The organism is Mesorhizobium sp. M0040, from assembly GCF_040323505.1.
Classification (GTDB): domain Bacteria; phylum Pseudomonadota; class Alphaproteobacteria; order Rhizobiales; family Rhizobiaceae; genus Mesorhizobium.
The window spans coordinates 1-25,577 of sequence record NZ_JAMYVA010000056.1; the positions used below are offsets into that span (position 1 = coordinate 1).

The 25,577-nt window shown below is 59.6% G+C and carries 22 protein-coding genes, 1 pseudogene and 1 riboswitch; of the genes and pseudogenes, 9 read left to right on the forward strand and 14 right to left on the reverse strand.

Features of this window, described 5'->3' with window-relative positions; translation table 11 throughout:
• Positions 1–717: 717 nt before the first annotated feature.
• Both NKJ91_RS28875 and NKJ91_RS28880 read right to left on the reverse strand, forming a co-directional pair.
• Positions 718–2,175 (reverse strand): NAD-dependent succinate-semialdehyde dehydrogenase, encoded by a 1,458-nt coding sequence (locus NKJ91_RS28875; protein WP_352458270.1) that lies wholly within the window; start codon positions 2,173–2,175, stop codon positions 718–720.
• Between the two features lie 509 nt (positions 2,176–2,684).
• On the reverse strand, positions 2,685–4,106 hold the full coding sequence (locus tag NKJ91_RS28880) for a M16 family metallopeptidase (RefSeq protein WP_352458249.1): 1,422 nt from the start codon (positions 4,104–4,106) through the stop codon (positions 2,685–2,687).
• Between the two features lie 385 nt (positions 4,107–4,491).
• Between NKJ91_RS28880 and NKJ91_RS28885 the strand changes: the two genes are divergently transcribed.
• A complete protein-coding gene (locus NKJ91_RS28885; RefSeq protein WP_352458250.1) occupies positions 4,492–4,821 on the forward strand; it encodes a hypothetical protein in 330 nt (109 codons plus the stop codon).
• Between the two features lie 205 nt (positions 4,822–5,026).
• Here NKJ91_RS28885 and NKJ91_RS28890 read toward each other — a convergent pair whose 3' ends face one another.
• Positions 5,027–5,281 carry a hypothetical protein gene (locus tag NKJ91_RS28890; RefSeq protein WP_352452611.1) on the reverse strand — a complete coding sequence of 85 codons (255 nt, stop codon included), beginning with the start codon at positions 5,279–5,281 and terminating at the stop codon, positions 5,027–5,029.
• Between the two features lie 346 nt (positions 5,282–5,627).
• Between NKJ91_RS28890 and NKJ91_RS28895 the strand changes: the two genes are divergently transcribed.
• Positions 5,628–5,840, forward strand: coding sequence for a cold-shock protein (locus tag NKJ91_RS28895; protein ID WP_023679670.1), 213 nt, complete (start codon positions 5,628–5,630; stop codon positions 5,838–5,840).
• Between the two features lie 227 nt (positions 5,841–6,067).
• On the opposite strand, the gene NKJ91_RS28900 is transcribed toward NKJ91_RS28895, so the two are convergent.
• Positions 6,068–6,535, reverse strand: coding sequence for a Ros/MucR family transcriptional regulator (locus NKJ91_RS28900; RefSeq protein ID WP_352458251.1), 468 nt, complete (start codon positions 6,533–6,535; stop codon positions 6,068–6,070).
• A 552-nt stretch (positions 6,536–7,087) separates the two neighbouring features.
• Here NKJ91_RS28900 and NKJ91_RS28905 point away from each other — a divergent pair.
• Positions 7,088–7,408: a DUF982 domain-containing protein gene (locus NKJ91_RS28905; RefSeq protein ID WP_352458252.1), complete on the forward strand. Its 321-nt coding sequence runs from the start codon at positions 7,088–7,090 to the stop codon at positions 7,406–7,408.
• 794 nt (positions 7,409–8,202) lie between these two features.
• Positions 8,203–9,258 (forward strand): cytochrome-c peroxidase, encoded by a 1,056-nt coding sequence (locus tag NKJ91_RS28910; protein ID WP_352458271.1) that lies wholly within the window; start codon positions 8,203–8,205, stop codon positions 9,256–9,258.
• 277 nt (positions 9,259–9,535) lie between these two features.
• Here NKJ91_RS28910 and NKJ91_RS28915 read toward each other — a convergent pair whose 3' ends face one another.
• Positions 9,536–9,865 carry a helix-turn-helix domain-containing protein gene (locus NKJ91_RS28915; protein WP_352458253.1) on the reverse strand — a complete coding sequence of 110 codons (330 nt, stop codon included), beginning with the start codon at positions 9,863–9,865 and terminating at the stop codon, positions 9,536–9,538.
• Positions 9,866–10,304: 439 nt separating this feature from the next.
• The gene (locus NKJ91_RS28920; protein WP_352458254.1) at positions 10,305–11,012 is read right to left on the reverse strand and encodes a B3/B4 domain-containing protein; all 708 of its coding nucleotides are present in this window, start codon (positions 11,010–11,012) and stop codon (positions 10,305–10,307) included.
• Positions 11,013–11,080: 68 nt separating this feature from the next.
• Between NKJ91_RS28920 and NKJ91_RS28925 the strand changes: the two genes are divergently transcribed.
• Positions 11,081–11,473 (forward strand): hypothetical protein, encoded by a 393-nt coding sequence (locus NKJ91_RS28925; RefSeq protein ID WP_352458272.1) that lies wholly within the window; start codon positions 11,081–11,083, stop codon positions 11,471–11,473.
• Here NKJ91_RS28925 and pdxR read toward each other — a convergent pair.
• Entirely contained in the window at positions 11,470–12,966 is a 1,497-nt protein-coding gene (pdxR, locus tag NKJ91_RS28930) for a MocR-like pyridoxine biosynthesis transcription factor PdxR (protein WP_502903645.1), read from the reverse strand. The two genes, NKJ91_RS28925 and pdxR, sit on opposite strands and share 4 nt — an antisense overlap.
• Positions 12,967–13,048: 82 nt before the next feature.
• Between pdxR and NKJ91_RS28935 the strand changes: the two genes are divergently transcribed.
• Positions 13,049–14,281, forward strand: coding sequence for a trans-sulfuration enzyme family protein (locus tag NKJ91_RS28935; protein WP_352458256.1), 1,233 nt, complete (start codon positions 13,049–13,051; stop codon positions 14,279–14,281).
• 52 nt (positions 14,282–14,333) lie between these two features.
• The gene (locus tag NKJ91_RS28940; protein ID WP_352458257.1) at positions 14,334–15,236 is read left to right on the forward strand and encodes a dihydrodipicolinate synthase family protein; all 903 of its coding nucleotides are present in this window, start codon (positions 14,334–14,336) and stop codon (positions 15,234–15,236) included.
• A gap of 350 nt (positions 15,237–15,586) precedes the next feature.
• Here NKJ91_RS28940 and metE read toward each other — a convergent pair whose 3' ends face one another.
• Complete coding sequence (gene metE, locus NKJ91_RS28945; protein ID WP_352458258.1) at positions 15,587–17,932, reverse strand: 5-methyltetrahydropteroyltriglutamate--homocysteine S-methyltransferase; 2,346 nt, start codon at positions 17,930–17,932, stop codon at positions 15,587–15,589.
• 95 nt (positions 17,933–18,027) lie between these two features.
• Positions 18,028–18,228: riboswitch (cobalamin riboswitch) on the reverse strand.
• A gap of 551 nt (positions 18,229–18,779) precedes the next feature.
• Between metE and NKJ91_RS28950 the strand changes: the two genes are divergently transcribed.
• The gene (locus NKJ91_RS28950; protein ID WP_352458259.1) at positions 18,780–19,034 is read left to right on the forward strand and encodes a hypothetical protein; all 255 of its coding nucleotides are present in this window, start codon (positions 18,780–18,782) and stop codon (positions 19,032–19,034) included.
• A 317-nt stretch (positions 19,035–19,351) separates the two neighbouring features.
• Here the strand turns inward: NKJ91_RS28950 and NKJ91_RS28955 are convergent, their stop codons facing one another.
• Both NKJ91_RS28955 and NKJ91_RS28960 read right to left on the reverse strand, forming a co-directional pair.
• Positions 19,352–20,185 carry a helix-turn-helix transcriptional regulator gene (locus NKJ91_RS28955; protein ID WP_352458260.1) on the reverse strand — a complete coding sequence of 278 codons (834 nt, stop codon included), beginning with the start codon at positions 20,183–20,185 and terminating at the stop codon, positions 19,352–19,354.
• Positions 20,186–20,247: 62 nt separating this feature from the next.
• Positions 20,248–20,499, reverse strand: coding sequence for an MFS transporter (locus NKJ91_RS28960; RefSeq protein ID WP_352458261.1), 252 nt, complete (start codon positions 20,497–20,499; stop codon positions 20,248–20,250).
• 289 nt (positions 20,500–20,788) lie between these two features.
• On the opposite strand from NKJ91_RS28960, the gene NKJ91_RS28965 reads away from it, so the two are divergent.
• A complete protein-coding gene (locus tag NKJ91_RS28965) occupies positions 20,789–21,466 on the forward strand; it encodes a transposase (protein WP_352458262.1) in 678 nt (225 codons plus the stop codon).
• 32 nt (positions 21,467–21,498) lie between these two features.
• Here the strand turns inward: NKJ91_RS28965 and NKJ91_RS28970 are convergent, their stop codons facing one another.
• The 4 genes and pseudogenes from NKJ91_RS28970 to NKJ91_RS28985 all read right to left on the reverse strand — a co-directional run bounded on the left by NKJ91_RS28970 (position 21,499) and on the right by NKJ91_RS28985 (position 25,553).
• Entirely contained in the window at positions 21,499–22,491 is a 993-nt protein-coding gene (locus tag NKJ91_RS28970; RefSeq protein ID WP_352458263.1) for an adenosine kinase, read from the reverse strand.
• Positions 22,492–22,600: 109 nt separating this feature from the next.
• The gene (gene metK / locus NKJ91_RS28975; protein WP_352458264.1) at positions 22,601–23,776 is read right to left on the reverse strand and encodes a methionine adenosyltransferase; all 1,176 of its coding nucleotides are present in this window, start codon (positions 23,774–23,776) and stop codon (positions 22,601–22,603) included.
• Between the two features lie 54 nt (positions 23,777–23,830).
• Positions 23,831–25,169 (reverse strand): annotated as a pseudogene (gene glyA, locus NKJ91_RS28980) (serine hydroxymethyltransferase).
• Between the two features lie 207 nt (positions 25,170–25,376).
• Positions 25,377–25,553, reverse strand: a complete 177-nt coding sequence (locus NKJ91_RS28985) for an ArsR family transcriptional regulator (RefSeq protein WP_352458265.1) — start codon at positions 25,551–25,553, stop codon at positions 25,377–25,379.
• Between the last annotated feature and the right edge of the window lie 24 nt (positions 25,554–25,577).

The following is a 25,577-nucleotide window of genomic DNA, read 5'->3' on the forward strand; positions in this document are numbered from 1 at the left end:
CCTCCGATCAAACCGGAGGCATCTTGATGACCCCATCGTTAAGGGGTCCCGTTTGGACGAAAATCACCCCTTAAACAGGGTCCTCATTCCACGAAAAATCACAGCCCTTGCTGTTTCGTGCCGCAAATGCCGTGTGGGCTCGACTGCGCTGACCAACCTCTTCGGCATCGCGGGATTTCCGTCCTCCAGCCGGTCAAGACTGTCATGCGGTTCGAGGCGCTTGGTCAACCTGGCGCGCCCTGGATCGTGCGCCGATCACCGGAAATGTCGAATGCGAATGCCTGCCTGATGGTATCTTCGATTCTGTCCGAGCCTGTACCGGCGCGGCAGTCGGCCGAAGAACAACTGAGCTACTGACAATCGAAAGGTAGCAGGTTCAAAATTCTGCCCAGAAACCGGATATTGCGCACAAACCGGCGTTCACGATCGCGATGGTGCACAAGCTTCCAACCAGACCCGCGCAGCGACAGCCCGTCGCCTGAAGTCGGCGAGGGCCGCCAAATCGCTGGCAAGGCGTATCCTCCGTCACATGCACGCCGTCTTCGCCGACAATGCAGACGCTTGTCTCGTCGAGAGATAAGTCCAGCCAGGGTGCTCCTTCAGGATTGCGTGTTTGCTCGGGTACGGAGCCGCCCCTCAGTTCCCAATCGAGGAGCGATCTTACAATTCACATCGCTCGCTAGGTTACCCGGTCTGTGAACCCTGCAAGCCGAAAATTCAGATGCCGCCCATGCAGAGATATTTCATTTCGAGGTAGTCCTCGAGGCCATGGCGGGATCCCTCCCGCCCGATGCCGGACTGTTTTATCCCACCGAACGGCGCCGCTTCTGAAGACATCCGGCCGGTATTTACCCCGACCATTCCATATTCCAAGGCCTCGGCCACACGCCAGACACGCTTCAGGTTGGAGGCATAAAAGTAGGCCGCGAGGCCGTAGATCGTGTCGTTGGCCTCACGCACGACCTGATCCGCATCTTTGAAGCGAATAATCGGTGCCAGCGGCCCGAATGTCTCTTCTTGCGCGACGGTCATCTCGCTGGAAACACCGGTCAGGACTGTCGGTTGGAAAAACGTGCCATTCGTGCCGATGCGTTTGGCCCCGCATCGAATTGCGCCGCCTTTGGCGACGGCATCGGCAATATGGGATTCGATCTTGGCCAAAGCGTGCTTGTCGATGAGGGGTCCGATGTCCACTCCGGGAGCGAAACCGTCACCAACTTGAAGTTGGCGAGCCCGTTGCACGAATTTCTCGACGAACTCGTCGTGAACGCCCGACTGGACGTAAAGGCGGTTCGCCGAAACGCAGGTCTGGCCGGCATTGCGGAACTTCGCCTGGATCGCACCGTCAACCGCGGCATCGATATCGGCATCATCGAAGACGATGAAAGGTGCATTGCCGCCGAGCTCAAGGCTGACTTTTTTGATCTGGTCCGAGCACTGGCGCATGAGAAGGCGCCCGATCTCAGTCGACCCGGTGAAGCTGATCTTGCGGACCTTGGGATTGGTGCAAAGTTCGCGGCCGACCGCGTCACCTTCGGACGCATAGATCAGGTTGACGACGCCTTCGGGAAAGCCAGCCTGATGGGCGAGGGCGAACATTGCTCCCGCCACGAGCGGCGTCTGTTCAGCGGGCTTGAGGACGATCGTGCAGCCCGCCGCCAAGGCTGGCGAGATTTTGCGCGCCACCATCGAGGCCGGGAAATTCCATGGCGTTATCGTGCCAACAACTCCGATGGGCTGCTTGATTACCAGCATTCGGCGGTCCATCGATGGTGCGGAGATCGTCTCGCCATAGACGCGATTGGCCTCCTCGGCGTACCATTGCAGATACGCCGCAGCATGCGATATCTCCGACTTGGCTTCGGCAAGCGGCTTGCCCATCTCCGCGGTGAGAATCGCGGCGAGATCGTCGGCGTGGTCGATGATCAACTGATGCCATCGCCATAGAACGTCGCTGCGCTCACGTGCGGTCAGCCCTGCCCATCCAGTCTGCGCGACATAGGCCTTGTCAATCGCAGCGCATGTCTCCTCGACACCCATGTCGGGTAGTTCTGCCAGCACTTCGCCAGTCGACGGGTTGAGGACCTCGAATGTCCGCTCGCTAATCCGCGTGCCAAGTGCCGGCAGGCGATCAATGGGTCCAAACAGGTCGGGGGATCTCAGGTGACGGATCATCGGCAGGCACAGGGGCAATACCGGATTCCTCCTCAACGCAGCAGGTATGTATAGCAGGTGCGGTGTGTACTCCGCGACGTCCGGGTTCCTTATAGGGCCTCGGCCAGACAGCTGGTAGACCACGGTACCCGACTGGAAAGGGAGAATACCTGAATACGCTAGAAGATGCCTCGCGGTTCTAGTAGTCGAACGATTGAACAACGGACATCGGCTTCGCCAGCCGCGCGGAGTGGATGCTGGTGGCCTGCGCCTACAATCTGCGGACCACGAATCGGCGACTCTATCCACTCGAAGAGAGGCTGGCCTGAGGAGGAGCGCACCCCAATAATGACGCCTGAACCGGCAAATGCCTGGCAAGGCCCGCCAAAACCGCTCCTCGCGGCTTTGAACAGATCCCGTTTACCCGGCGAGCGCCCGCAAGATGAGAAAGAGGATGGAGAGGAACAGGGTGGCGAAGGCGCGCCGAGGGAAGACCGGCCGGCGCATTTGCATGGGGATGGAGCTCATGATCAATTCCCCGCCTGTTGCTGCGGCAAAAGATAGCCTGTGGTCGAATGGTCGAGCACCAGATAACGCGCGGCGACCGCCTTGACCTCGTCGGTGGTGACCTGGCGGACGCGGTCCGGCCTCTCGAGCACGTCCTTCACATTGCCACCGGTGGTGAGCGTCTTGCCATAAATGTTGGCGATGTGGTCCAGCTCGTCGTGCGCAAAAATCACCGAGCGGATATAGCGGTCTTTGGCCTTGTCCAGCTCGTCGCTGGTGACGCCATCCTTGGCGATCCGGGCGACTTCGGCAACGGCCGCCGCTTCGAGATCGACGATCTTTGCATCGCCGCGCGGCGAGCCGTAGACGGTGAAATTGGTGTCGTCTAGCATGGTGCCCTGGAAGGAGGCGCCGGCCGCCGAGGCTATGCCTTGCTTGACGACAAGCTCCTGATATAGCCGGCTGCGGTTACCGCCGCCGAGGATCTCGGCCAGCAGGTCGAGCGCCTCGGCCTCGCCGGGCTCTGCCGTATGATAGGACGGCACCACCCATTGAGTGGAAAAGCTCGGCACCGAAACGCGCGCATCGGTCAGCGTCACTGTGCGCCTGGTGTTCTGCTCCGGCTCGACCGGACGGTTGCGCGGGGGCAGGTCCGGCCCGCGCACAACCTTGCCATAGGTCTTCTCGGCCAGCGCCTTCACCGTCTCAGGCTCTACGTCGCCGGCCACTACCAGCACGGCGTTGTTCGGTCGGTAGTATTTGTTGTAGATGGTGAATGCGTCGGTGCCGTTCAGCTTCTCCATCTCCTGCATCCAGCCGATGACCGGAATGCGGTAGGGCTGGTTCTGCCGCAACGTCGCGTTGACCTCCTCGTCCAGCAGAGCATGCGGGTTCGTCTCTCTGCGCCAACGGCGCTCCTCCAGGATCACGTCGCGCTCGGCCTTGATATCATCGTCGTTGAGGATGAGGTTGAACATGCGATCGGCCTCGAAGCCCATCATCTCACCCAACGCCGAGGGCGCCACCGTCTCGAGGAAGGTGGTGTAGTCATAGGCGGTGAAGGCGTTATTGTAGCCGCCGATGGCTGAGACGGCTCGGTCGAACTCGCCGGCGGCGTGGTTGGTCGTCGCCTTGAACATCAGATGCTTGAGGAAATGGGCAAGGCCGGATTTGCCGGGTGGTTCGTCGGCACTGCCGATCTTGTACCAGACCATATGAGTGACGATCGGGGCGCGGTGATCGGGGATAACGACCACTTCCATGCCGTTGTCGAGCAGGAAATCCGTCACCTTGCCGCCGTCGGTGGCGGCCAGAGCCGGAGTGGTCGTCACCAGGGCCAGCGCGGTGGCAATGAACGCCTTGCGCAGCCAGGGGGACGATCGATGGCTCCGGTTGTGGTGGCTGGTCGAAAGGCAAGGTTCGAGGCAAAGTGATTTGTTCCTCATTTTGAGGAAGGCGCTGCGTCCCAGTCTCCCCCCGTGGGAGGATCGGCGGGCAGCGCCGAGCCAGATGAATAAGCTCTTCATGGGGCCAGGCCTTACTCGAGCCTCATCTTTGGATGGACCCAGGAGACCTGCGTTGGTATTTCTTGGTGAGGTGATCATGGGACGGATTCTCCTTGGTCCGCGACGCCTTGCGGATGACCAAGCATGCACCGTGCCAGATCAGAAAACCGTTCGAGGCATGTGGACAGGGCTCTGCCATGTTGCGCACCCGACATTGTCGGACATCGGACAGGGCCGAACGCGACGCGCGCGCGGTTGAGGATATCTTCTTCGTTCGGAAGACGATTGGGCGCGCTGCCGGGGGAGACTATAGGGTGCGCTTCGAATGGCCGCTGCACTGACGGTGAGAATGGAGATGTTGGTCGCCCCAGCGGAACCCTGTTCTCGACAGCCAGACCGGGTCGATGCTGAAGGGCAGAGGCATGGGCAGCCCAGCCAACTCGAGCGCGGGGCCTGCTCGCGCGCCAAGACGGATCTGATCAAGATCGGCGAGTTGGGCGATATCCGCGCGGCGCTGGAAAACGAAGATCGTACGACTCGGGCGGGAAAGAAGGATGCGGTGGCGCGCTTCTGGCGTAACTGCCGCGAGACCGTTGAGCCTGATGAGTTGCTGCGGGAAAGGGGAGTGTTTGCGCGGGACCTTGGTCAAACGTAAGAGACAACCGTCGAGCTTGCCGTGGATGGGGTCATGCAGGCACGTTTGTCGCTGGAGGACAGCTGCACGGAGCCAGTCCGCGCTTGCCGTCGTCGCTGGGTACCAAACAGGAGAATTTCGCGGTCGCGATTGAATTCATCTGCGTAAATGCCGCCTGGCTGTGCTCGGTTTGCCGAACGCATCCCTGGCGGCGTGGTCCCTAAGGTCAAGAGCATCGGGTGAGTAACAGCCTGATCCTGCTCAATCTGATGCGCGCCAACCGCCTCGCCGGATTGTGGAACCGCTCGCGGGTAGCTTCTACCACAAACAGCAAGGTCATGAAATCAAGTAGGAAGTCGTCGATCGCTTGGGCGATTGTTTCTGACTTGCCCTTGAACTGGTCCAGCAAAACGCGCGCGTTATCGATCGCTTCCACGCTGGTGGCATCGATTAACCCCTCGACCCTCTTGAAACAATCCAATTCGAAACTCCTTCAAGCGCTTGCCAAGCCGTTATGCACGAAGGTAGCTCCGTGAACTACCCGGCCTTTGACCTGGCGGCACGAGCAGCGGTCGGCCTTACGTCCCGTGCCTCCAAGCACCAGCCATACACGTGGCGCTGAGGAGCGTTGGAAGGATCGGGCGCTTCCGGCCATGCTCGAGCGGTAGTGTAGGACACTGCTTGCTGGCGACTACGGTCAAAATGGAGTGCGCCAGCTGATCGGGACTTAACAATTTTTCGCTTTTTGCTGTGCCCAAGTCTCGGCTATGAGTCGGGGCAGGCCTAATGGCCTGACTAGGTTGCAATTGTTAAGGAGGAACACGTAGATGCCTACTGGAACGGTAAAGTGGTTCAACAGCACCAAGGGGTTTGGATTTATCCAGCCCGACAATGGCGGTCCGGATGTTTTCGTCCACATTTCCGCTGTCGAACGCGCGGGCCTCTCGACCCTCGCTGACGGCCAGAAGATCAACTATGAGATCGAGCAGGATCGCCGCACCGGCAAGTCCTCCGCTGGCAGCCTCAGCAAAGCTGGTTGAAATTTTCTCCTGGGTCCTGGCAAGAGTGGGCGCGTAGGTCCGGAGGTCCTCACGGCCGCTCGATAGGACCGAGCAAAAACTGAGGGCAGCAGATTGCTGCAGGCGTCGCGAATTCCTCATGAAACAAAGTTGTTTGAAAGGAAGGCGGGGTTGGCCCCGCCTTTTTATATGACGCGCAGATTAAGCTGATGGCTGCAACGCTCCAGAACGAATCTCCATTGCCGAAATCAAGCCGCGACCTTCTTGCGGGTTCGCTTCGGCGCCGGCTCCGGCGCTTCCGGCGCTTTCGGTTTGCGGCCGAGCCCCATTGTCTTGGCCAATGACGAGCGCGCCGCGGCGTAGTTCGGCGCGACCATGGGATAATCCGCCGGTAGGCCCCATTTGGCCCGATATCCATCCGGCGTCAGCCCATAGTGGGTCGACAGATGGCGCTTTAGCGATTTGAATTTCTTCCCGTCTTCAAGGGAGATGATGTAGTCCGGTGTCACCGACTTCCTGATCGGGACTGCAGGCGTAAGGGCAACCGGCTCTTTTGCAGAGACACCTTCCGCCGTCCCTTTCAGAGCCGCGTGCACTTGGCCGATGAGGGCAGGGAGATCCCCCACCGGGATCGGATTGTTGGAGACATAGGCTGAGACGACATCGGCCGTGAGCTCGATGAGGGTGTCGATGTTTTTTTCGGCTTCTTCTGTCATGAAACTCTCCAGGCGGCGTGAAACACAGTCGGCGAAGCGTCGCTTCATAGTGGCGGTCTCCGCTGAAAGCAACCAAGGTCTCGACAGGATTATTGCGATGCTCGTCCAGCAGCGAGATCTATAGCGCAGTATCGCGCCGTCATGACCGTTGATGCGTTCCGTTGTTGGCGACCTGCCGCGGTGCTTGCGCATTTTCAGGCGCGTCTCGGCCGTAAGCTTTGCGCCAAAATGACCAGTAATCTCGAAACGAACCGGGCTATTCCTGTTTCGCCATCCTCTCTTTGGCTGTGAAATCGGTGGCAGAGCAGTGGCCGCTTCCTGGTGGCGCGTGGAGGAACTATCAAGCGTTGATTCGCAATGGTCGAAACGATGTGCGGTGAGCCGCTCTCGCAGCAGGGATGTTTAGGGATTGGACCGCTGGTAAACCGAGGACATCACGCCGCTGCTTTGCTATTGAACCGCTATCGCTGTGACAACACATTCCGCAATGGTGGGCGGGCGTAGAGAAGGCGCCTTACGCAAACTAGCGGTTCAGCAGGTCGGAAGGAACGAATGAGCTCAGGGACTTTCAGCAGCCCACTTTTCGTAAGGCGTGCAGCGTACATCGTGCAAGAGATTGCCAGTCCTGCGGATGCTATCGATTTTCTCAACGAACGGCCAGAAGATCGCAGAGACCGGATCTACGAAGCCGCCCTCAGGGCGTGCTTTGATGCATACAAAAGACGAATACCGCCGAGCGCAGCGCGCTATACATTTTTCCGCTTTGGGGAACAGGTGGCCATATTGGAAGATGCAACCTGCGCGATGCAATGGCTCGCTGCCTGCATGTCGGGCGGTGGAAAGCGCAAGTATAGGCGTCGCAGTCGTATGTGAGGCTGGAGCGGGTACGCCGACGAGGGTATTGTATCGAGATTTCGCCGGCATCTGGAGCGTACTATAGAGAACAAACAATATTTTGCGCCCTACGGCGATGTTAATCATCTTGTTGTATTTTAAATCAGCTTATCGTGACAGGACTGCAACGCTTCCGATGTGAAAATCACTGCGTGGGACTTTGTTCTCTCAAATTCATGATGGTAAATTGCCGTGTAGTTATTGCAAAGCAGTTGTCCAATTGAAGCAAAATGATAACGAAGCCAAAATTGTGTTCCATCGTCTGCCAATATTCGCTCGACGGAGGCTATAGGCCTCACAATCTAATCAAAACAGCTACTTGGGCGCCCATTGAAATTAGTTTAATTTCGCTCACCCCAAACGGCCCTCCACAGTCGAAAATAAGATTGTCCCGCAAAGGGTGCTACAAGACGCGACCGCGGATCGTTTGGGCCAATGTCGATCTGGCGAAGGCCCGGAAATCGAGCAGGACCTGCAGCGGAACAGATAACCGGCCCCCACCCGAAATCTCCGACAGCGGCGGACCCGATTTCTTCATGGTAGAAGGCGCAGAGAGAACCGGAGCACGGCTCCGGCGCTGCCGCTTGCCGAGCAGCGATCCTCCGCCTCCCTGAAATCCAATCGAGAAGAGCGTTCAATTCCGGGACGGTCCAAGCTCTGCCGCGAAAACAGGTGTCAGACCACCCAGTCCTCTCCCGCAACTGATCTAGCGCAGGGCGTTCATGAGCCGCATATCCCAGAGTGGCTGCGTGCACGACGCAGCGAGATCATTTATGAAAATCCTATTCAGTACGATGGCTGTCCCCTTGCTGACAGCCACCGCTTTTGCTGCGGATTCGATCCCCGCAGACCTCAGAGAAACGGCACTGGCCACTTTCAAGGCTTTGCCACCCACCACGCGGGCAGTCGCCAATAACCCGATCACCCCGGAGAAGATCGCTCTCGGCAAGGCACTGTTCTTCGATCCACGCGTCTCGGCGTCAGGCGTCTTGTCGTGCAACTCGTGCCACAACTTGGCCACCGGCGGCGACGACAATCATGAAACCTCGATCGGCCATGGTTGGCAGAAGGGACAGCGCAACGCGCCGACTGTACTGAACGCTGTCTTCAACATCGCCCAGTTCTGGGATGGTCGTGCCGCAGACCTGAAGGCTCAGGCGAAGGGACCGGTCCAAGCCGGCATCGAAATGGCCAATACACCGGGCCAAGTCATCGCCACGCTCAAGTCCATGCCGCAATATGTCGAGTGGTTCGATGCAGCTTTTCCGGCTGAAGCCGATCGGGTCACCTTCGACAACTTCGCCAAAGCAATCGAAGCCTTCGAGGCGACACTGGTCACGCCGGCCCCCTTCGACAGTTTCCTGAATGGTGATGAGCTTGCCATGACTTCCGAACAGAAACAGGGCCTGGCGCTTTTCATGGACAAAGGCTGCTCGTCCTGCCATGCCGGCATCAACGTTGGTGGGGAAGCCTATTACCCATTCGGCCTCGTGGAACAGCCCAGCGCCGAGGTCCTGCCGGAAAAAGACAAGGGCCGATTTGCGGTCACCAATGCAGCCGACGATTCCTATGTTTTCCGCGTGGCGCCGCTGCGCAATGTTGCACTCACCGCGCCATACTTTCATTCGGGCAAGGTTTGGGATCTGAAACAGGCCGTTGCCATCATGGGAACCACCCAGCTTGGCGTGGTACTGGCGGACGAAGAAGTCGACCTGCTTGTTGCCTTCCTCAACTCGCTGACCGGAAAGGCACCCGAGGTCGCCTATCCCATCTTACCCGCCGAAACGGCGACAACACCCCGGCCTATAACGCAGATCTTAGGAAAATAAACGGCCAGCTGACTGCGGAACATCGCAATTGACAATGATTGCGACTTTTACTGGACGAGACGAGTCGCGACGTCCATGAGAACGCAAATGGCTCGTTTCCATAGTGCAGACACTGCTTCCGTCACCAGCTCGTTGCGATGGAATCATGTTTGGGATCTGGCGTGCGACATGCCAAGGAAGGCGTCTGACGCATGAGGCTCGCGCGCTGTCGATACCGCGCGGCGGCCGGCCATCGCGCTGGCGGCCGAATTGCCGCGCGCCGAAGTGATCGGCCCCCTTAGAGCGAAGGGGCAGCCACTCCGTCCTCCATGTCCAGCGATTCTTCGACTGCTTCCGGATTCCGGGCGATGGTCCAAAGGAGAGTATTGGCCGCTGCATCCGGTTTCGAGCGACCTTGCTCCCAGTTTCGAAGCGTTGCCAGATCGAGGCCATACCTCACGGAGAATGCCTCCTGAGAGAGCTTCGTGCGATCCCGGACTTCGCGAACACTTATCGGCCGCGGCGCATGAACCTTCGCGATCACGCCTGCGGACGACAGTTCATTCTTCAGTGTCAATAGGTCGTCGACGCAAGGAACCGTCACGAACGCCTTGCCGTGATCGACCATCTCCGTGAGTATCGCGTGGGCCGTCCTGAGCGGCAGCTGTCTCTTAACGAGAATCCGGGCGGCCTCAGGAGTATTCGCGCCGTGAAGAAAACTGAGGCTCAGTCGGACGGGAGAGCCTGACGACACCGGGACGACGTCCCGGGTTCGCACCCGTTGTCCGTACCGCTCCATGAATTTCGATGTAGTCGACATTAAGCTTCTCCGCGATCACTCGACCGAGCTTGCGCAATTTGGACCATCCCCACTGGAGGCATCGCAATAAAAGTACGCCAAACAACGCTAAGGGAGAACAAGCAGTGATCTGATTTCGTTCGACGCTCGTTTTCGAGAGCCGTTCTGGGTCGTTCGCAATCAACTGTGTAGGCCAGCGGAGCGAGCAAGGAGCGCCAGATCCGGACAGGGCTGAGTGGGGTGTTTCTCCGAAAGATGGGGCCATGCCCTAAGGAACACGAGATGTAGTGGACTCGTCGATTCGCGCGGTTTCGATTCGCGCACCCGGGCACAACGCTTGGATAAGTCCCATCAGATGCTCTCCGGTGGCCGTCATCTGTTTAGCTGACATTGGGCCGAGGGCTTCCAGCACGAGCCACATGGCGCGGGTATCGACCGTGACCATGGTGCGCCGCCCCTGCCGCCAGTTCCAGCGGCGGCACGTGACACCGGCATCATCGCACCAGATGACTTCGCCCGGTTCAGGATGCTCGGTTACCATTTCACCTTGCTGGATCGTGTCGAATGGCTCCGCTCCCTTCGCAATTAAAAGTCTCGGGACCCCCTGGTAGAGATCGAGATCCTCCCCGCCAATCGGAACGCCATACAACACGCTGACGGCATTGTAGGCATCAACCAGTGGGGATATCCGCGGGAGAGAGCCATCTTTCCGCACCCGCTTGAGAAGCGCGGCGGCCGAGCACGGCGTTCGATTGGCCTTTGTGCCGAAAGCCTCGTAGGCAACGGCCCACGCCGCAAGATGCGCGTCCCTTTGGGCGTCATCGCGAAGCGCCGCCTGTTCCGCCGCCGCAATCGTGTCGTTCAACGCCTGTGCATCCGGCACGTCGATTTCAGCGTTCCGCACCACAATGCTGATCAGATGAAAATCCGGGTAGCGGGCCTTGATCTCGGGGGCAATCAATGGCGTGAAAGACATGGGATGCTCTTTTCTCATGGGGAGGCTTTGCGCTGCGGGTCGTTCGGGAAATGTTTGAAGAAAGGTGCTTGTCGAGCGTCCAGATCTTCTGGCATCGGCATGGTGCATGCCGCACCATGCGCTGGATAATTCCATCATTCGGCCGTGGACAAGGCCTGGTAGAGATCGTCGATTATCTCTTGCGGGTGCTCGAGCCCGCCTCGGCCGGCAACAAGCTACGCCTCCGCCAGATCCTCCATTTCATAAAAGGCAGCGGGCGCGATATGGATGTGAAGCAGCTTTCCTTGCCGGTTATGCATCGCTCTCGGAAATTCGTCTCGCACGAAAATCTGCCGCCAAACTGGCCTGATCAACAGCACCAGTTGCATAGCGTTTTCCCAGTCCAGTTGACTTTGCAACGAAATGCGGTTCAGCCCAAGGGTCGGTTTCCTCGCCAGCACGCCACGTCCCCGCCGTTTTAGCCACCGTGTCCCGGCAACGCGTCTTGCACCTGCTTGACAACCGCTCGCAGGATCTCAACGCCCTTCTCGATTTGCCGAATGCTCAAGGCGGCATAGCCCATGACAAGCCCCACGCGATCGATGTGGCCTTCGTCCGATTGCCGCTCGTAGAGGGGCGAGATCAGGTGCAGCCCCAGGCCCGCGCCTCGGGCGGCTTCGACCAGGGTCGTTTCCCGCGATCGCGGCAGTTCGTCGAACCAAACGACGACGTGCAGACCGGCCTCTGCTCCCTGGACAGCGATGCGATCTCCGAAGCTGCGCCGCAAGGCGCCCAACAACGCCTCCCGACGCTCGCCGTTCAGCCTGCGCACACGCCGCACATGGCTTTCGTAGCCGCCACTCTCGATCAAAGAGGCCAGAGCCTCCTGTTCAGCGACCGGCGAATGTCGGTCCGCGAATTGTTTGGCGGTAGCGAAGACCTCCTGCAATTCCGTCGGGACGACGAGGTAGCCGATACGCAGCATCGGCGAGAGCGTTTTGGAGATCGTGCCGAGGTAGATGACAGCCCCGTGGTCCTCAAGACTGTGCAGCGGAGGGACCGGATTGATGTCGTAGCGATATTCGCTGTCGTAGTCGTCCTCGATCACATAGGCGTTGTTGTGCCGCGCCCATTCCAGAAGCTGATGGCGGCGCGCGATCGGCATGACGCCGCCCAGCGGAAACTGATGCGATGGCGTGACATAGGCCAGTCGTGCCCCGATCCCCGCCAGCAACTCCGTCTTCATCCCGTCCTCGTCGACGGTGACCGGGACGGGCGAGGCACCCGTACTGGCAAAGACCTGACGCGCCATCCTATAGCACGGGTCCTCGATGACGAAGCGGTCGGCGGGATCGAGAAGCAGGCGAGCGCACAGATCTAGGCCCTGCTGCGAACCGTTGACGATGATGATCTGCTCGAGCTCGCAGCTCAGAGTTCGGGCGCGCCAGAGATAGCCCTGGAGCGCCTGGCGCAGCCCACGCCAGCCGCGAGGATCGTCATAGGCAAGACGCAACGGGCGCTGCCCCATCGCCTCGTTCATCGCACGTTTCCAGACCAATGCGGGGAAGTCTGACGGCGCCAGGTCGCCATAGCGGAAATCGACCTTCAGTCCAGTCGGCAGATAATCCGGCCAGGGCGGCGTAACGCGCAGTCGTTCGCCATAGGCGGACATTTGAACCGGGCCGACTCGTTTCGCGACAGTGCGGCTCGTCTCAGGACCGATCAGCGAGGATGCAACGCGAGGTCGTGCGCCTTGACGGACTTCGATAAAACCTTCCGCGGTCAGTTGGTCATAGGCGACCGTCACCGTCGTTCGCGAAACCCCAAGGTCATTTGCCAGGCCGCGGGAGGACGGCAGCTGACTACCGGTTTCATAGACGCCGCCGAGGATTTGCTCGCGAAGAGCCTCGTAGATCTGGCGTGCACCCATCGCGTGCGAGCGACCTGCAGAACCGGCACTTGAAGACTGGACCATTTCATTCATTGCTAACTGGATATTTCACATTGGCCAGTTTGCCGTCAATCTTTCGGAAACCCAAGAAAGATCTAGAGGCCGAATGACCCGTTCCTATCAATCCGAAACCGATGCTCTCACGCGGTCGCCCAACGACACCGGTCCCGGATTCGCCACTCGGGCGATCCATCATGGCTACGATCCGGCCCGCTTTTCCAATGCCGTTCAGCCGCCAGTCTTCTTGACCTCGACCTATGGATTCGAAAGCGTGGCAGCGAACGAGGCCGCCGCCACCCTTGGCGGAAGGCTCTATGCGCGCGAATACAATCCGACGACGGAGATCCTCGAGCAACGGCTCGCCAATCTGGAAGGAGCCGAGGCAGGTTTGATCGTTGCCTCGGGGATGGCGGCTTTCGGCACACTGATCTTGTCGCTCCTGTCCCAAGGCGATGAACTCATCGTCCACAAGACGCTTTATGCGAACACGCTTGCCATGGTCGAACAGGCGGTCCCCCGCTTCGGCATCAAGGTCGTCGCGGTCGACCTGTCCGATCCTCACAATCTCGATGCCGCGATCACCGAGCGGACCCGGCTTGTTTTCTTCGAGACGCCGGTGAATCCGCTGAGCCGCATCCTCGACATCGCTGCCATTGCCGAGCGCGCCCACGCGCGCGGTGTAAAGGTTGCAGTCGACAGCACCTTCGCCTCGCCCGCGCTCCAGCGGCCGCTCGAACATGGGGCCGACCTCGTGCTCCACTCCCTGACCAAATACATCAATGGGCACGGCGATGCCCTTGGCGGGGCGATTCTCGGCGACGCGCAAACGCTCCGCACGCTGCACGAAACGGGCCTGCGCTACATCACCGGCGCAGCGCTCTCGCCCATGTCAGCCTTCCTGATCCTGCGCGGTCTGAAGACGCTCACGCTGCGCATGGAACGCCACAGCGCCACGGCCCTTGCGGTGGCTCAGGCGCTCGAGGCGCACCCGGCGGTGGCATGGGTGAGTTATCCCTTCCTCGACTCGCACCCTGATCAGGTGACGGCGCGAAAGCAGATGTCCCAAGGGTCGGGCATGTTGGCCTTTGGCCTCCACGCTGGGTTCGAGGGCGCGCGGCGGATGATGGACCGGCTCAACCTGATCACCCGGGCTGTCAGCCTCGGCGATGCCGACAGCCTCATCTATCATCCGGCAAGCCTGACCCGTGCTCGTCAGCCGATCCGCAAGGATGCGCATCTGGCCGATGGAGTCGGCGAGGACCTCATGCGTCTCTCGGTGGGTCTTGAAGACGCCGATGACCTAATCGCCGACCTGCGGCGGGCTCTGGACGCCCTGTGATGACCTGTGGTCCGGCCAGTCCTGCACTCGCGTACAAACCCGGAGCCTTGCCATGGCATTCCTGAGCGGCCTTTCCGCGTTTCCCATCACGCCGACCGATCGGGACGGCCGCGTCGATACCGTTGCTCTGCGCAAGCTGATTGCCAGGCTTTGCGCCGCTCAGGTCGATTCCATCGGTCTTCTCGGCAGCACCGGCACATACATGTATCTGACGCGCGAGGAACGGCGACGGGCGCTCGCCGAGACCTTGGACGAAACCGGGGGACAAATGCCGGTCGTGGTGGGTGTGGGCGCGCTGCGCACCGACGAAGCAGTGAGGCTCGCGCAGGACGCTAAGGCCCTTGGGGCTGCCGCGGGGTTGCTTGCCGCCGCCTCTTACACCCCGCTCACTGATGACGAGGTGTTCGAACATTTCTCCACGGTGGCGCGCGAAAGTGGCCTTCCGATCGTCATCTACGACAATCCAGGAACGACGCATTTCCGTTTCACCCTAGCACTCGTCAGCCGCCTGGCAAAGGTGCGGGGGATCGTCGCTATCAAGAATCCGACAGACAAGGGCGATGCGATCAAGAGCCATCTGGCCGACCAGAGGCGCACTGTGCCGGAAGGGTTCTCGATCGGCTACAGCGGCGACTGGAACGCTGCAGAGGCCATGATCGCTGGCGCTGACACATGGTACAGCGTCCTCGCGGGCATCCTGCCCGAGGTCTGCACAAAGATCGTCACAGCGGCGCAGCAGGGCGATGCGGCCGAAGCGCGACGGATCGATGCCGCGCTTGCGCCGCTCTGGAGCCTCTTCAAGGAGTTCTCGAGCCTTCGCGTCGTCTATGCACTTGCCGAATTGCTCGACATTTGCCGTGCCGACCCCCCGCGTCCCATCCTGCCTCTGCCCTCAGCAGCGAAGCGCCAGATCGCCGCCGCGTTGGAACGCTTGCCATCGGATGTCAACCGGTGAACAGCGAACCCGGCGGCCAGTGAAGGAACCTGTCATGTATGTACCCGCGCATTTCGATGAACCGAGCCGAGAAGTCCTTTACGAACTGATCGAGAACAGCGCACTTGGCATGCTGATAACCCATGGAGGAGCGGTCTCGACGCCAATCACATCCCCTTCGAACTCGACACGTCACAGGGAGAAAACGGTTCCCTTTATTCCTGCGCGATTAGTACACGTGCCGAAGGAAAGTGCACTTTCTCGCTCGAGTGACTTATTTCAAAGGATGTGATCGCGTTTTGGCACATTCACGGCCCACATGCGGCAGCCGCTAACTCACCACATGGTGAGCAACCAGGAAACCTTCCGGCCTACACTTTCTCCCGGAGCGCGCGTGCTGCAGCAACCATGTTCATGAGGGCAGGGCGGACCTCCTCCCACTTGCGGGTTTTGAGGCCACAGTCCGGGTTTACCCACAGTTGGGCATCGGACAGTCGCTCGCGGGCAAGCATGACGAGATCCGAAATCTCGCCGACTTCCGGGACCCGTGGTGAGTGAATGTCGTAGACTCCGGGCCCGATTTCATTCGGATATTTGGAGCTCGTGAAGGCGTCCAGCAGTTCCATTTTCGAGCGCGACGTCTCAATCGAAATGACATCCGCATCCATTTCAGCGATCGCGTCGATGATCTCGTTGAACTCCGAATAGCACATGTGGGTATGGATTTGAGTCGCGTCCTTTACACCCGTTGAAGCGATCCGGAAGCATTCGACAGCCCAGTCGAGATAGTCGTTCCAATCAGACTGGCGCAGTGGCAATCCTTCGCGAAACGCGGCCTCATCGATCTGGATCATCCTTGCGCCGGACCATTCGAGATCCGTCACTTCGTCGCGGATGGCGAGCGCGATCTGGCGGCATGCTTCGGAGCGGGGTACGTCGTCGCGAACAAATGACCAGTTGAGAATGGTCACTGGGCCTGTGAGCATTCCCTTCACAGGGTTTTCCGTAAGCGACTGGGCGAACTGCCACCAGCGCAGCGTCATCGGATTGGGCCTCGATACGTCGCCGAAGATGATGGGGGGGCGCACGTAACGCGACCCATAGCTCTGCACCCAGGCATGCTGGGTGAAGGCGAAGCCGGACAGCTGCTCGCCGAAATGCTGTACCATGTCGTTTCGTTCGAACTCACCGTGCACCAGCACGTCCAGCCCGATCTCTTCCTGCCAGCGAATTGCAGCCTCGATCTCCTTCTTCAGGAAGGTCTCGTAGTCGACATAGCTCAGCTGGTCCTTCGCATGAGCGGCCCGCGCCCTGCGTACCTGCGGCGTCTGCGGGAAGGACCCGATGGTCGTCGTCGGGAACGGCGGCAGCCCGAGCGTGCCGGCCTGGACTCTGGAGCGCTCGGCAAAAGCGCTCTCTCGTCGCTTCATGCTGTCGTCAATGCTGGCGATCCGCCCCTCAACCAGCGGGTCATGGATCTTCGTGGATGTCACGCGAGTGGCGGCAGCCTCGGCAGACGCTTTCAACGCGCCTGCCACCGCATCCCTGCCTTGGGACAGGGCCCGGGCAAGCAACACCAACTCGTCGGTCTTCTGGGCCGCGAAGGCGAGCCACGACCTGATGTCCGCGTCGAGTTCCGTCTCCATGCGGAGGTCGATCGGCACATGCAGCATCGAGCAAGAAGGCGCGATCTCGACGCGGTCCAAGGGCCAGCCGGCGACGATCGGTTTGATGCGGTCGAGAATGGCGGGCAGGTTCGCACGCCAGACGTTGCGGCCATCGATCAAGCCAAGCGAGAGCACCAGATCCTTCGGTGCGAGCCGACCCACCGTTTCCAGCTGCTCGGGAGCGCGCACGAGATCAATATGCAGCCCGGCCAGGGGCAGAGAAACCGCGGTTTCGAGATTGTCTCCCAGCGGCCCGAAATAGGTAGCCAGCATGATCTTCAGCTCGGGCGCGGCTTTCGACAGCTGGCCATAGGCGAATTCGAACGCAGCTCGTTCGTTCGGGTTCAGATCGAGGACAAGCGCTGGCTCATCGATCTGCACCCAGTCGGCTCCAGACAGCTTCAGCCTCTGCAGGAGTTGCTCGTAGACGGGCAGCAGCCGCGGCAGGAGCGCGATGGGATCGAATCCTTCGGCAGGCGATTTCGCCAGCTTGAGGAAGGTGATCGGTCCAAGGATGACTGGGCGTGTGTGAACGCCGAGAGCTTTAGCCTCGATGAAGTAATCGACCGGTTTCGTCGACGAGAGGGCGAACGTCTGATCATCGTTGAGTTCCGGCACAATGTAGTGATAGTTGGTGTCAAACCACTTGGTCATTTCCATCGCGGTTACATCAGACCGATGAGCCGCCTGCTGGTGACCAGCGTGTCGACAATCCTCCGTCTGACCCTGGTTGCCCCGCGCCATTGCGAAGTAGATGTCAAGTGGAACCTCGCCGCTATTCCAGCCGTAACGGGATGGAACGGCGCCGACCATGGCTGCGGTGTCGAGCACATGGTCGTAGAGCGAGAAGTCGTTCGACGGGATTTTCGACACGCCGCGATCGTGCTGCTCCTCCCAGCTAGCGGCACGGAGCGCCTTCGCGGTCGTGAGAAGGTCGGCAGCGGACGATTTTCCGGACCAGTAGCTTTCAAGCGCGAATTTCAGTTCTCGCCGACGACCGAAGCGGGGCACGCCGAGCGTTGCTACAGGAATTTGCTGAGAGACAGTCATGCCAGACCCCGATGGTTGGGGCGTCGGTGACAAGGAAGGCGCTAGCAGGCCGGCACGAACGCCAGGCTGCAGCGGCCACCGAGACACCCCGCCCGTGGACGTAATTCGCCGTGGCAGGTCTCCTGGCTCGCGGGGTCATAGCCTCTACCCGTCTTCCCAAGGCTATTCGCCTCAGTGACATGAGTGGGGTTGGCTCGCCGCTAACAGTTGCGGGGGCAGCGCCGGCATCGCACCGGCTTCCCTCTTAGCTCCGCTGCGGCAGCGCCGTACGGAGAACCACGACGCGGGAGACAATTACAGCAGTTCGCTTCTTTGTCAACGCCGCATAAAGAAATGTTTATGTCGTTATGTTAAATTTCCGTTGGCATGTTCCAAAGGTCGCCTCGAAAGCGAAATGGAAGCCTTGAGCGGCCGGTAAATCAAAGCAATGACGCACGGCGCCGTTGTCCAGGAGGATAGGAGTTCGTCGGCTGCCGGCAGCAAACATACCGGCAAGCGCCGTGGTGCTGCTTAGCGCATCATGCGAACCACCTCGGCGTCGAACTTCGGCTCCGAGGTTCCGACCGCTTCGTTGGTGATCTGCTCGCGACCATATTCGGCTCAATGGCGAGGCTGTTGCCCATGTGGAAGCTGTTGGCCGTGATGCCCTCGGTGATATGACACAACGATTTCGGGGGGAGCACACCGAGGCCAGGCGCAGCGGCGTGTTGCGAAGTGATCGAGGCCAATGTCTCGAACTGCTTGTTCGCAGCCCACCGGCTCAAGGTAACCCGGCTCAAACCACCGGGCCAGCTCAAGTCCTGTCCAAATGAGGCCTGAGCGGCAAATCGTCGTGCACGCGCACGGTTTGGCGTTCGATCTTGTGATGCGTCTTGGGCGGACAATCGCCACGGTGCAGCGCGCAGAAGCGGTCCCCAATTGGGAAACCGAGGGCGGTGAGGGCAAGCCAGCGCCACAGGCGGAAGCGGACTTGGACCTGTTTGCCCTGCTGGACCACAAGTTCGCGACACAGGGCCTCAAGGAGAAGACCAAGAGTGATTATGCGCGGGACCTCGCCAAATTCATCAAAAGCAGCGGGCAGTCAAAGTTCGGCGCCGATTGACATGGAGATAGCCATCGCGGCGGACCGCCCAGGCGGACCGCAAGCCGGAATACAACCGGGTGCAGGCGGCCAACCTCGTCCACAAGATGGCGTCGGGCACACACCGGCGATGGGAGAGCGGACCGTGGAGTGCAGGAACTTCACGCCTATCCACGCTCCCGTGGACGTGTCCTGCGGCACATCGGCAGCGATATTGAGGAGGCAGTTGAGCTTCTGGTCGAGCACTCTTACCTGCCACTACCTACGCTTAACGTCATCTCGTACTGAAAACGCACCACGCAAGGTCGAGATGTAACATGCGCCCTTCGTGGATGGTTCTAAGCTTCCTCGGGCGCGGTCAATCTGTGATAACGGTCGCTTGGAACCTCCATCACCGCGACGCGATCAAGGTTGGCGTATCGCGCTCGGTAGTAACCTTCTTCCTCCACTTCGGCGAAACTACACTGGGGAACGTCAAAGGTCGCAGCTTCCAATCCGAAGAAAGTCGTAGCGGTTTCCTCATCCAAGAAGTTCCACTCATCTTCTCCGTCGTCATATGTGACGCGAACATAGGAGGCCATGCGCACGGCTTCCTGATCACCCATCTCTGCGATGATGGCATCGCATTCTTTCTTCAGCTTTCCTGAAACCTCACCCTTATCCCAGTCATCCAAAGCCCGATAGATTTCTGGATGATAATACTCTGGCATCTCCTCTACATCGTCACCGATAAGCTCAATGGTGCGGACATATTGCGGATTTATCAAGAGTATTTTGTTGTCAAGGCTCCAACAATACAGCCATGGCCTGCTTGTGTTATTTCTACGCAGATTATGAAGTTCCTTCAACTGACGTAAAATCGATTCACGCGCCTTTTCATCGATAGGATATTGGCGGCTGCCAAGAGTCGTCTTGATTCTGAGCGTGCCGTATCGCGTTTCGGCATCGGCAATTGCAAACGGGCTCGTGCGCCACTCCTCGACATCAATCTTCCAGCCCAGCAGCTCCTCGACCGTGCATTTCAACGTGAGACAAAGGTCCTTGATCTGCTCGACGTTCAACTGCGTTTTGCCTGTTTCCCAACGGGCCACAGTCTGTTGCGTCGTTGCCATCTGCTCTGCCAAATCTTTTTGAGTCATGCCCAGTCGAACCCTAAGCTCTTTCATGTTCATAACTCACCTCGCGTGTTCAACACACGCATTGTGGATGAATTAATCTAACACGTCAAGCGTGTTCAAAAATCGCAGCATGTGTTTTTAGGGCGTCTTCGAGGCTCCGGCAGCCGTTCGTGACCACTTGCGCAAGACACAGGGCTGGTACACAGCACGAATGGGCGATCAAAAATTACTGCTGCGATGCTCGTCATCAGCCAAGCTGCCGCCGCACCTTCCACTAGGGTGCCAAGGTTCGAAATGAGTGCAGCCGACCATAGCGAACGGAAGGTCTTGTGCTCAAAAGGAACGAGTGAAGATGTTCTCTTCGCCATTGTGGGAAGCCTCGGGATTGACCGCGGGGCTGGATTTGTTTCGCCTCACTCAACCATGGCCTCGCCGTACAAGCCAAGCTGCCACAGTGCGCGCCTGCTAACCCAGAAAACTTGGCGGCCTTACAGGCATGCGCAGGACGCGCGAAGCCGCTCAAATCTCCCCAGATGGGTCAGCCATCGAAGACCGGCATCACTTGCCCGTTGAGCGGCTATACGATAATGCTCCGCGCTAAGCAGGAAGCGCCAAAAATTCGAGCGGCGACTTCATTCTCCTATTCAGGAAGGAACTATGAGGCGGCAGACGCGACCATTCACCGTGGAAGTCAAACAAAAGCGCAATTATGAAAAATCCGCACGTTCCATCTGGGGCAATTTCGACATCGCCGCGGCGATGGCCGAAACAACAAACGAAGTCGAGCCGTTAAATCGTCAGCTTGTTGACTCTACTGTAGTGGCCCTTGATGCTGAACCTTTGCACAAACCTCGAGTGGAGCATTTCATGGCCAATCCCCTGGAAACCGAGTCAGCAGTAGTTCATAGCGAACCGGCAGACAAAGCGGAAACGCCAAAACCGAAGACGAGAGCGCGGCGGTCGAGGAAGCCAGAAGCTGAGGCGAGCGCGCCTGCCCGCAAGGAGGGCGCCAAGCCGATATCCGCGACCACTGAAGCACCGCCGTCAGCGCGAACAGGCCGAAAGAGCTACTCCGCGAAGGATCGTGCCCAGAAGCTGGCGCAGATCGAGACCTCGATCGGCGGCGGCGCTACTCTCAAGAGCGCGGTGAAGCAAGCCGGCATCTCGGAACAGACATATTATCTTTGGAAGAAGGCGGCGGCGCCGGCGGCGGACAGTGACGGGCTGAAGGATCTCGTCGCGCTCGAGGAAGAAAACAAGCGGCTAAAGAGCCTGCTTGCCGATCGTCTCCGCAAGGAGAATGCGGAACTGAAGAAAAGGCTCGGGCTGGATTAAGGAGGGTGGGCAGCTGGTTCTTGGCTCGCCACCTACAGCAATCCCGCCTGCTCCGCCTCTCTGCGCAAATTCTGGCGTGGCCTTGGGCCGATCTGCTGGATGACCAGCCCGGCTGCCAGCGAGCCGAGATCGCCGCAATCCTTGAGGCTGCGGCCTTGCGTGTAGCCGTAGAGGAAGCCGGCGGCGTAGAGGTCGCCGGCGCCGGTGGTGTCGACCAGCTCGCGGATCCTGGTCGCATTGATGGTCACGGTCTCGTCGCCGCGCACGATCACCGAGCCCTTTTCCGAGCGGGTGACGGCGGCGATCTTGCAATCCTTGCGGATCTGGGCCAGCGCCTCGTCGAACGACGCGGTCTGGTAGAGCGACTTGATCTCGTGGCTGTTGGCAAAGACGATGTCGACGGTGCCGGATCGCATGAGATCGAGGAACTCGTCGCGGTAGCGGTCGACGCAGAACGAGTCCGACAATGTCATCGACACTTCGCGCCCGGCGGCATGGGCGAGCTTCGCCGTCTGCCGGATCGCCTCCTTGGCGCGCGGCGGGTCCCACAGATAGCCCTCGAAATAAGTGACGGCGGCGCCCGACGCCTTGTCGGCCTCGACGTCCTCCGGGCCGAGCTCGACGCAAGCGCCGAGATAGGTGTTCATCGAGCGCTCGCCGTCGGGCGTGACGAAGATCATCGAGCGCGCTGTCGGAGGTTCGCCGTTAAGCGGCCTGGTGTCGAAGGCGACGCCCTGGGCATGGATGTCATGCGCGTAGATTTCGCCGAGCGCGTCGTTGGAGACCTTGCCGAAGAAAGCGGCGCGGCCGCCGAAGGAGGCGACGCCCGCCGCCGTGTTGCCGGCGCTGCCGCCCGAGGCTTCGATGGCCGGGCCCATGCGGCTGTAGAGCAGTTCGGCGCGCCTCGTGTCGATCAAATTCATCGCGCCCTTGATGATGCCGTTCGTCTCCAGGAACGCCTCGTCGCACTGGGCGATGATGTCGACGATGGCATTTCCTATACAAAGCACGTCATAGTCCGGCATCAATTCATGTCTCCGCCAAAAACCCACCGGCTTTCTGGCATGCCGGCCGCGGGCGGGTCTGGCCAGTGGGAATGGGCTTTCCGATTGCCAATCCGTTCGGCGCCGGCCTTCACGGGGCGGCAAGTCCTGCCTCGCGACGCAATTCGTCGGCCCTGTCTGTCTTCTCCCAGGTGAAATCAGGCTCTTCACGGCCGAAATGGCCATAGGTCGCGGTCTTGCGGTATATAGGGCGTAAGAGATCAAGCATCTTGATAATGCCCTTCGGTCTGAGATCGAACAACTCAAGAATGAGGCGCTCGATCCTTCTTTCCTCAACCCTCGCTGTTCCGAACGTGTTGACCATGACAGAAACCGGACTTGCCACGCCGATTGCGTAAGCAAGCTGCACCTCGCAGACGTCCGCAAGTCCGCTAGCGACGATATTCTTGGCGACATACCGGGCCGCATAGGCAGCTGAGCGGTCAACCTTGGACGGGTCCTTGCCCGAAAAGGCGCCGCCGCCGTGACGACCCATCCCACCATAGGAATCGACGATGATCTTGCGTCCAGTGAGACCGCAGTCGCCGCGCGGCCCGCCGACTACGAACCTCCCCGTCGGGTTGACCAGAATTCTGATGCCTTCCGTCTCCAGATGGGTCGGCAGGACAGGCTTTATGATTTCCTCAATGACGCCCTCGCGGACCGTCTCTTGCGAGACCTGCTCGTCATGTTGGGTCGATACGACAATGGTATCCAGGGCGACCGGGCGCAACCCCTCGTAGCGCACTGAGACTTGGGATTTCATGTCAGGACGCAACCAGCCAAGCTGTCCTGCTTTCCGGACATCTGCCTGTCGTTTCGTCAAGCGATGAGCGAGCTGGATCGGCAAAGGCATCAGAGTATCGGTTTCGCGGCATGCGTAGCCGAACATGAGGCCCTGATCTCCCGCTCCCTGTTGGAGGTCCTGCCCTCGTCCCTCGTCAACGCCCTGGCTAATGTCGGGCGATTGCTCGGTGAGTGCATGAATGACGGAGCAACGCCGGCCGTCAAAGCCGACGGCCTCATCGTCGTATCCAATATCGAGAATCGTATCGCGCGCAACTTGGCTATAATCCACCTGCGCATCGCTGGTAATCTCGCCAGCCAGAACGACCATCCCTGATTTTACCAACGCTTCACAGGCGACGCGCGCCTTGGGATCGGTGCGGAGGATGGCATCGAGGATGGCATCCGAGATGTTGTCGGCCAACTTATCCGGGTGTCCCGCGCCAACCGATTCGGAAGAGAACACGAACTGCCTAGCCATGAAATGTCTCGCTTCGGGTGTTGGAGTTGTATGGGGCATTTTGCTTAGCCCACCTTATCTGTCGGCGATGCCCGGGACCTCGAACGCAGCGCACAAGTCGGCAACGTCTCTTCGCACGCAGGCATGGAGATCTTCGTCGTCTGGCTCGCCGGAGGACGGAGTCAATGAAGCCAGCAATTTGCACCGTTTCCACATCGCGCATGCCCATTGATGTCACTGCTGGCGCCCCCAGGCGAATTCCGCTTGTGACCGCAGGATGGCGCGGCTCGCCCGGCACCATATTAAAGTTCGTAACGATGCCTGCCTTCGCTAACCGCTCGGCATAGGCCTTGCCTGATAGTGGTGGATCGCGAAGATCAAGGATCAGCATGTGATTGTCAGTGCCCCGGGTGACCAGGTCATAACCTCGGTCCAGAAGCGCCTGGGCCAGAGCCTTGGCATTTTTGACAATCTGTCGGCCGTAACTGCGGAAGGACGGGTCCGCGGCTTCCCGCAAAGCGACAGCTAACGCCGCGATAACATTCATATGGGGGCCGCCTTGCAGTTGAGGGAAGACAGCGCGATCTATTCGTCTGGCGAGATTGTATTTGCCCTTCGAATGATACAGCGCTTGATAACGATCTTCATTCCTTAACAAAATGAAGCCACCACAAGGACCGCGGATCGACTTGTGAGACGTGCTGCTGACGACGTCGCAATGGGGTACGGGATTCGGATGCGCTCCAGCGACAATCAGGCCACTGATGTGCGCTATGTCGGCCACGAGATAGGAGTTCGCCTCCAGAGCGATTTCTGCAATTGCCGCGTAGTCAAAGACACGCGGATAAGCAGTCCCGCGGACCCAAATGAGCCGCGGCCGTTCCCGCTTGGCTGTCTCGCCCACGCGGTCATAGTCAATTTGCTGCGTCTTTTCGTGCAGCCCATAAGGGAAGCGTTGATAGTCAGTCCCGGAAAAGTTGATGGCCCAACCATGACTCAGATGGCCCCCTTCCGGAAGGGGCAAGCCCATGACCTTGTCACCGGGGCTCAAAAGCGCGCGGTAGACGGCCTGATTGGCCGGCGAGCCGGAATAAGGCTGGACGTTGGCGTGTTCGTTGCCAAATAATGTTTTCAAGCGCTCAATGGCGAGGGTTTCAAGCTCATCGACGATCTCGTTTCCCGCGTAGTAGCGCGCAGCGGCGTACCCCTCGGCGTACTTGTTCGTGAAAATCGAACCGGTCGCTTCCAGCACGGCCGAGGAGGCAAAGTTCTCAGATGCGATCAGTTTGAGCGTCGTCCGCTCCTGCCGCTCCTGTCTTAGAAGCAGTTCGTGAACGCGGCAATCAACCGCCGCCAAGCGAGACCGTCCGTAAGTGTCGGGCGGCGCGATGGCGCCGTCGGCGGAGTTGTCCATGGTGGTTTCGCGCTCCAATTGGACTGATCTATTTCACGGTCAAGCATGCGATCCCCTTCGACGGCGCGTCTTGTTTCGCTTCGAGCCGTTGAAGGTCTCGTTTGTGATAGCCATCGCCGTGGGGCAGGAGATCAACCAACAATTGAACCAGCCCGCCGTCCTTACCTCGTGCTTTGAGATGGTACGAGCACCACGGACGTTGTTCGTTCAGTAAAGAAAGTCGGCTCTGGCGAGCAGCCGGACGTGTCGCACAACCCGCTCGCGACGCACGCCCAGAATCTCCGCTAGCTCGCAGACAGTTAGGTCCGCATGCGCGCAAAGGCCCAGGATTCGAAGGCGATCAAAATGCGCTGCCGTGCGTAGGCGACTGACCAGTGTCATCATGGGTCAGGACCAAGCCACATGGAA

Coding starts and splice junctions, on each gene's coding strand:
- NKJ91_RS28880 (WP_352458249.1), bottom strand. CDS start 4,106: ATGAGGAACAAATCACTTTGCCTCGAACCTTGCCTTTCGACCAGCCAC.
- metE (WP_352458258.1), bottom strand. CDS start 17,932: ATGACTGTCTCTCAGCAAATTCCTGTAGCAACGCTCGGCGTGCCCCGC.
- NKJ91_RS28985 (WP_352458265.1), bottom strand. CDS start 25,553: ATGATGACACTGGTCAGTCGCCTACGCACGGCAGCGCATTTTGATCGC.
- NKJ91_RS28885 (WP_352458250.1), top strand. CDS start 4,492: ATGGCCGCTGCACTGACGGTGAGAATGGAGATGTTGGTCGCCCCAGCG.
- NKJ91_RS28900 (WP_352458251.1), bottom strand. CDS start 6,535: ATGACAGAAGAAGCCGAAAAAAACATCGACACCCTCATCGAGCTCACG.
- NKJ91_RS28910 (WP_352458271.1), top strand. CDS start 8,203: ATGAAAATCCTATTCAGTACGATGGCTGTCCCCTTGCTGACAGCCACC.
- NKJ91_RS28955 (WP_352458260.1), bottom strand. CDS start 20,185: ATGAACATGAAAGAGCTTAGGGTTCGACTGGGCATGACTCAAAAAGAT.
- NKJ91_RS28895 (WP_023679670.1), top strand. CDS start 5,628: ATGCCTACTGGAACGGTAAAGTGGTTCAACAGCACCAAGGGGTTTGGA.
- NKJ91_RS28920 (WP_352458254.1), bottom strand. CDS start 11,012: ATGTCTTTCACGCCATTGATTGCCCCCGAGATCAAGGCCCGCTACCCG.
- NKJ91_RS28935 (WP_352458256.1), top strand. CDS start 13,049: ATGACCCGTTCCTATCAATCCGAAACCGATGCTCTCACGCGGTCGCCC.
- NKJ91_RS28940 (WP_352458257.1), top strand. CDS start 14,334: ATGGCATTCCTGAGCGGCCTTTCCGCGTTTCCCATCACGCCGACCGAT.
- NKJ91_RS28970 (WP_352458263.1), bottom strand. CDS start 22,491: ATGCCGGACTATGACGTGCTTTGTATAGGAAATGCCATCGTCGACATC.
- NKJ91_RS28960 (WP_352458261.1), bottom strand. CDS start 20,499: ATGGCGAAGAGAACATCTTCACTCGTTCCTTTTGAGCACAAGACCTTC.
- NKJ91_RS28905 (WP_352458252.1), top strand. CDS start 7,088: ATGAGCTCAGGGACTTTCAGCAGCCCACTTTTCGTAAGGCGTGCAGCG.
- metK (WP_352458264.1), bottom strand. CDS start 23,776: ATGGCTAGGCAGTTCGTGTTCTCTTCCGAATCGGTTGGCGCGGGACAC.
- NKJ91_RS28965 (WP_352458262.1), top strand. CDS start 20,789: ATGAGGCGGCAGACGCGACCATTCACCGTGGAAGTCAAACAAAAGCGC.
- NKJ91_RS28875 (WP_352458270.1), bottom strand. CDS start 2,175: ATGATCCGTCACCTGAGATCCCCCGACCTGTTTGGACCCATTGATCGC.
- NKJ91_RS28915 (WP_352458253.1), bottom strand. CDS start 9,865: ATGGTCGATCACGGCAAGGCGTTCGTGACGGTTCCTTGCGTCGACGAC.
- pdxR (WP_502903645.1), bottom strand. CDS start 12,966: ATGGTCCAGTCTTCAAGTGCCGGTTCTGCAGGTCGCTCGCACGCGATG.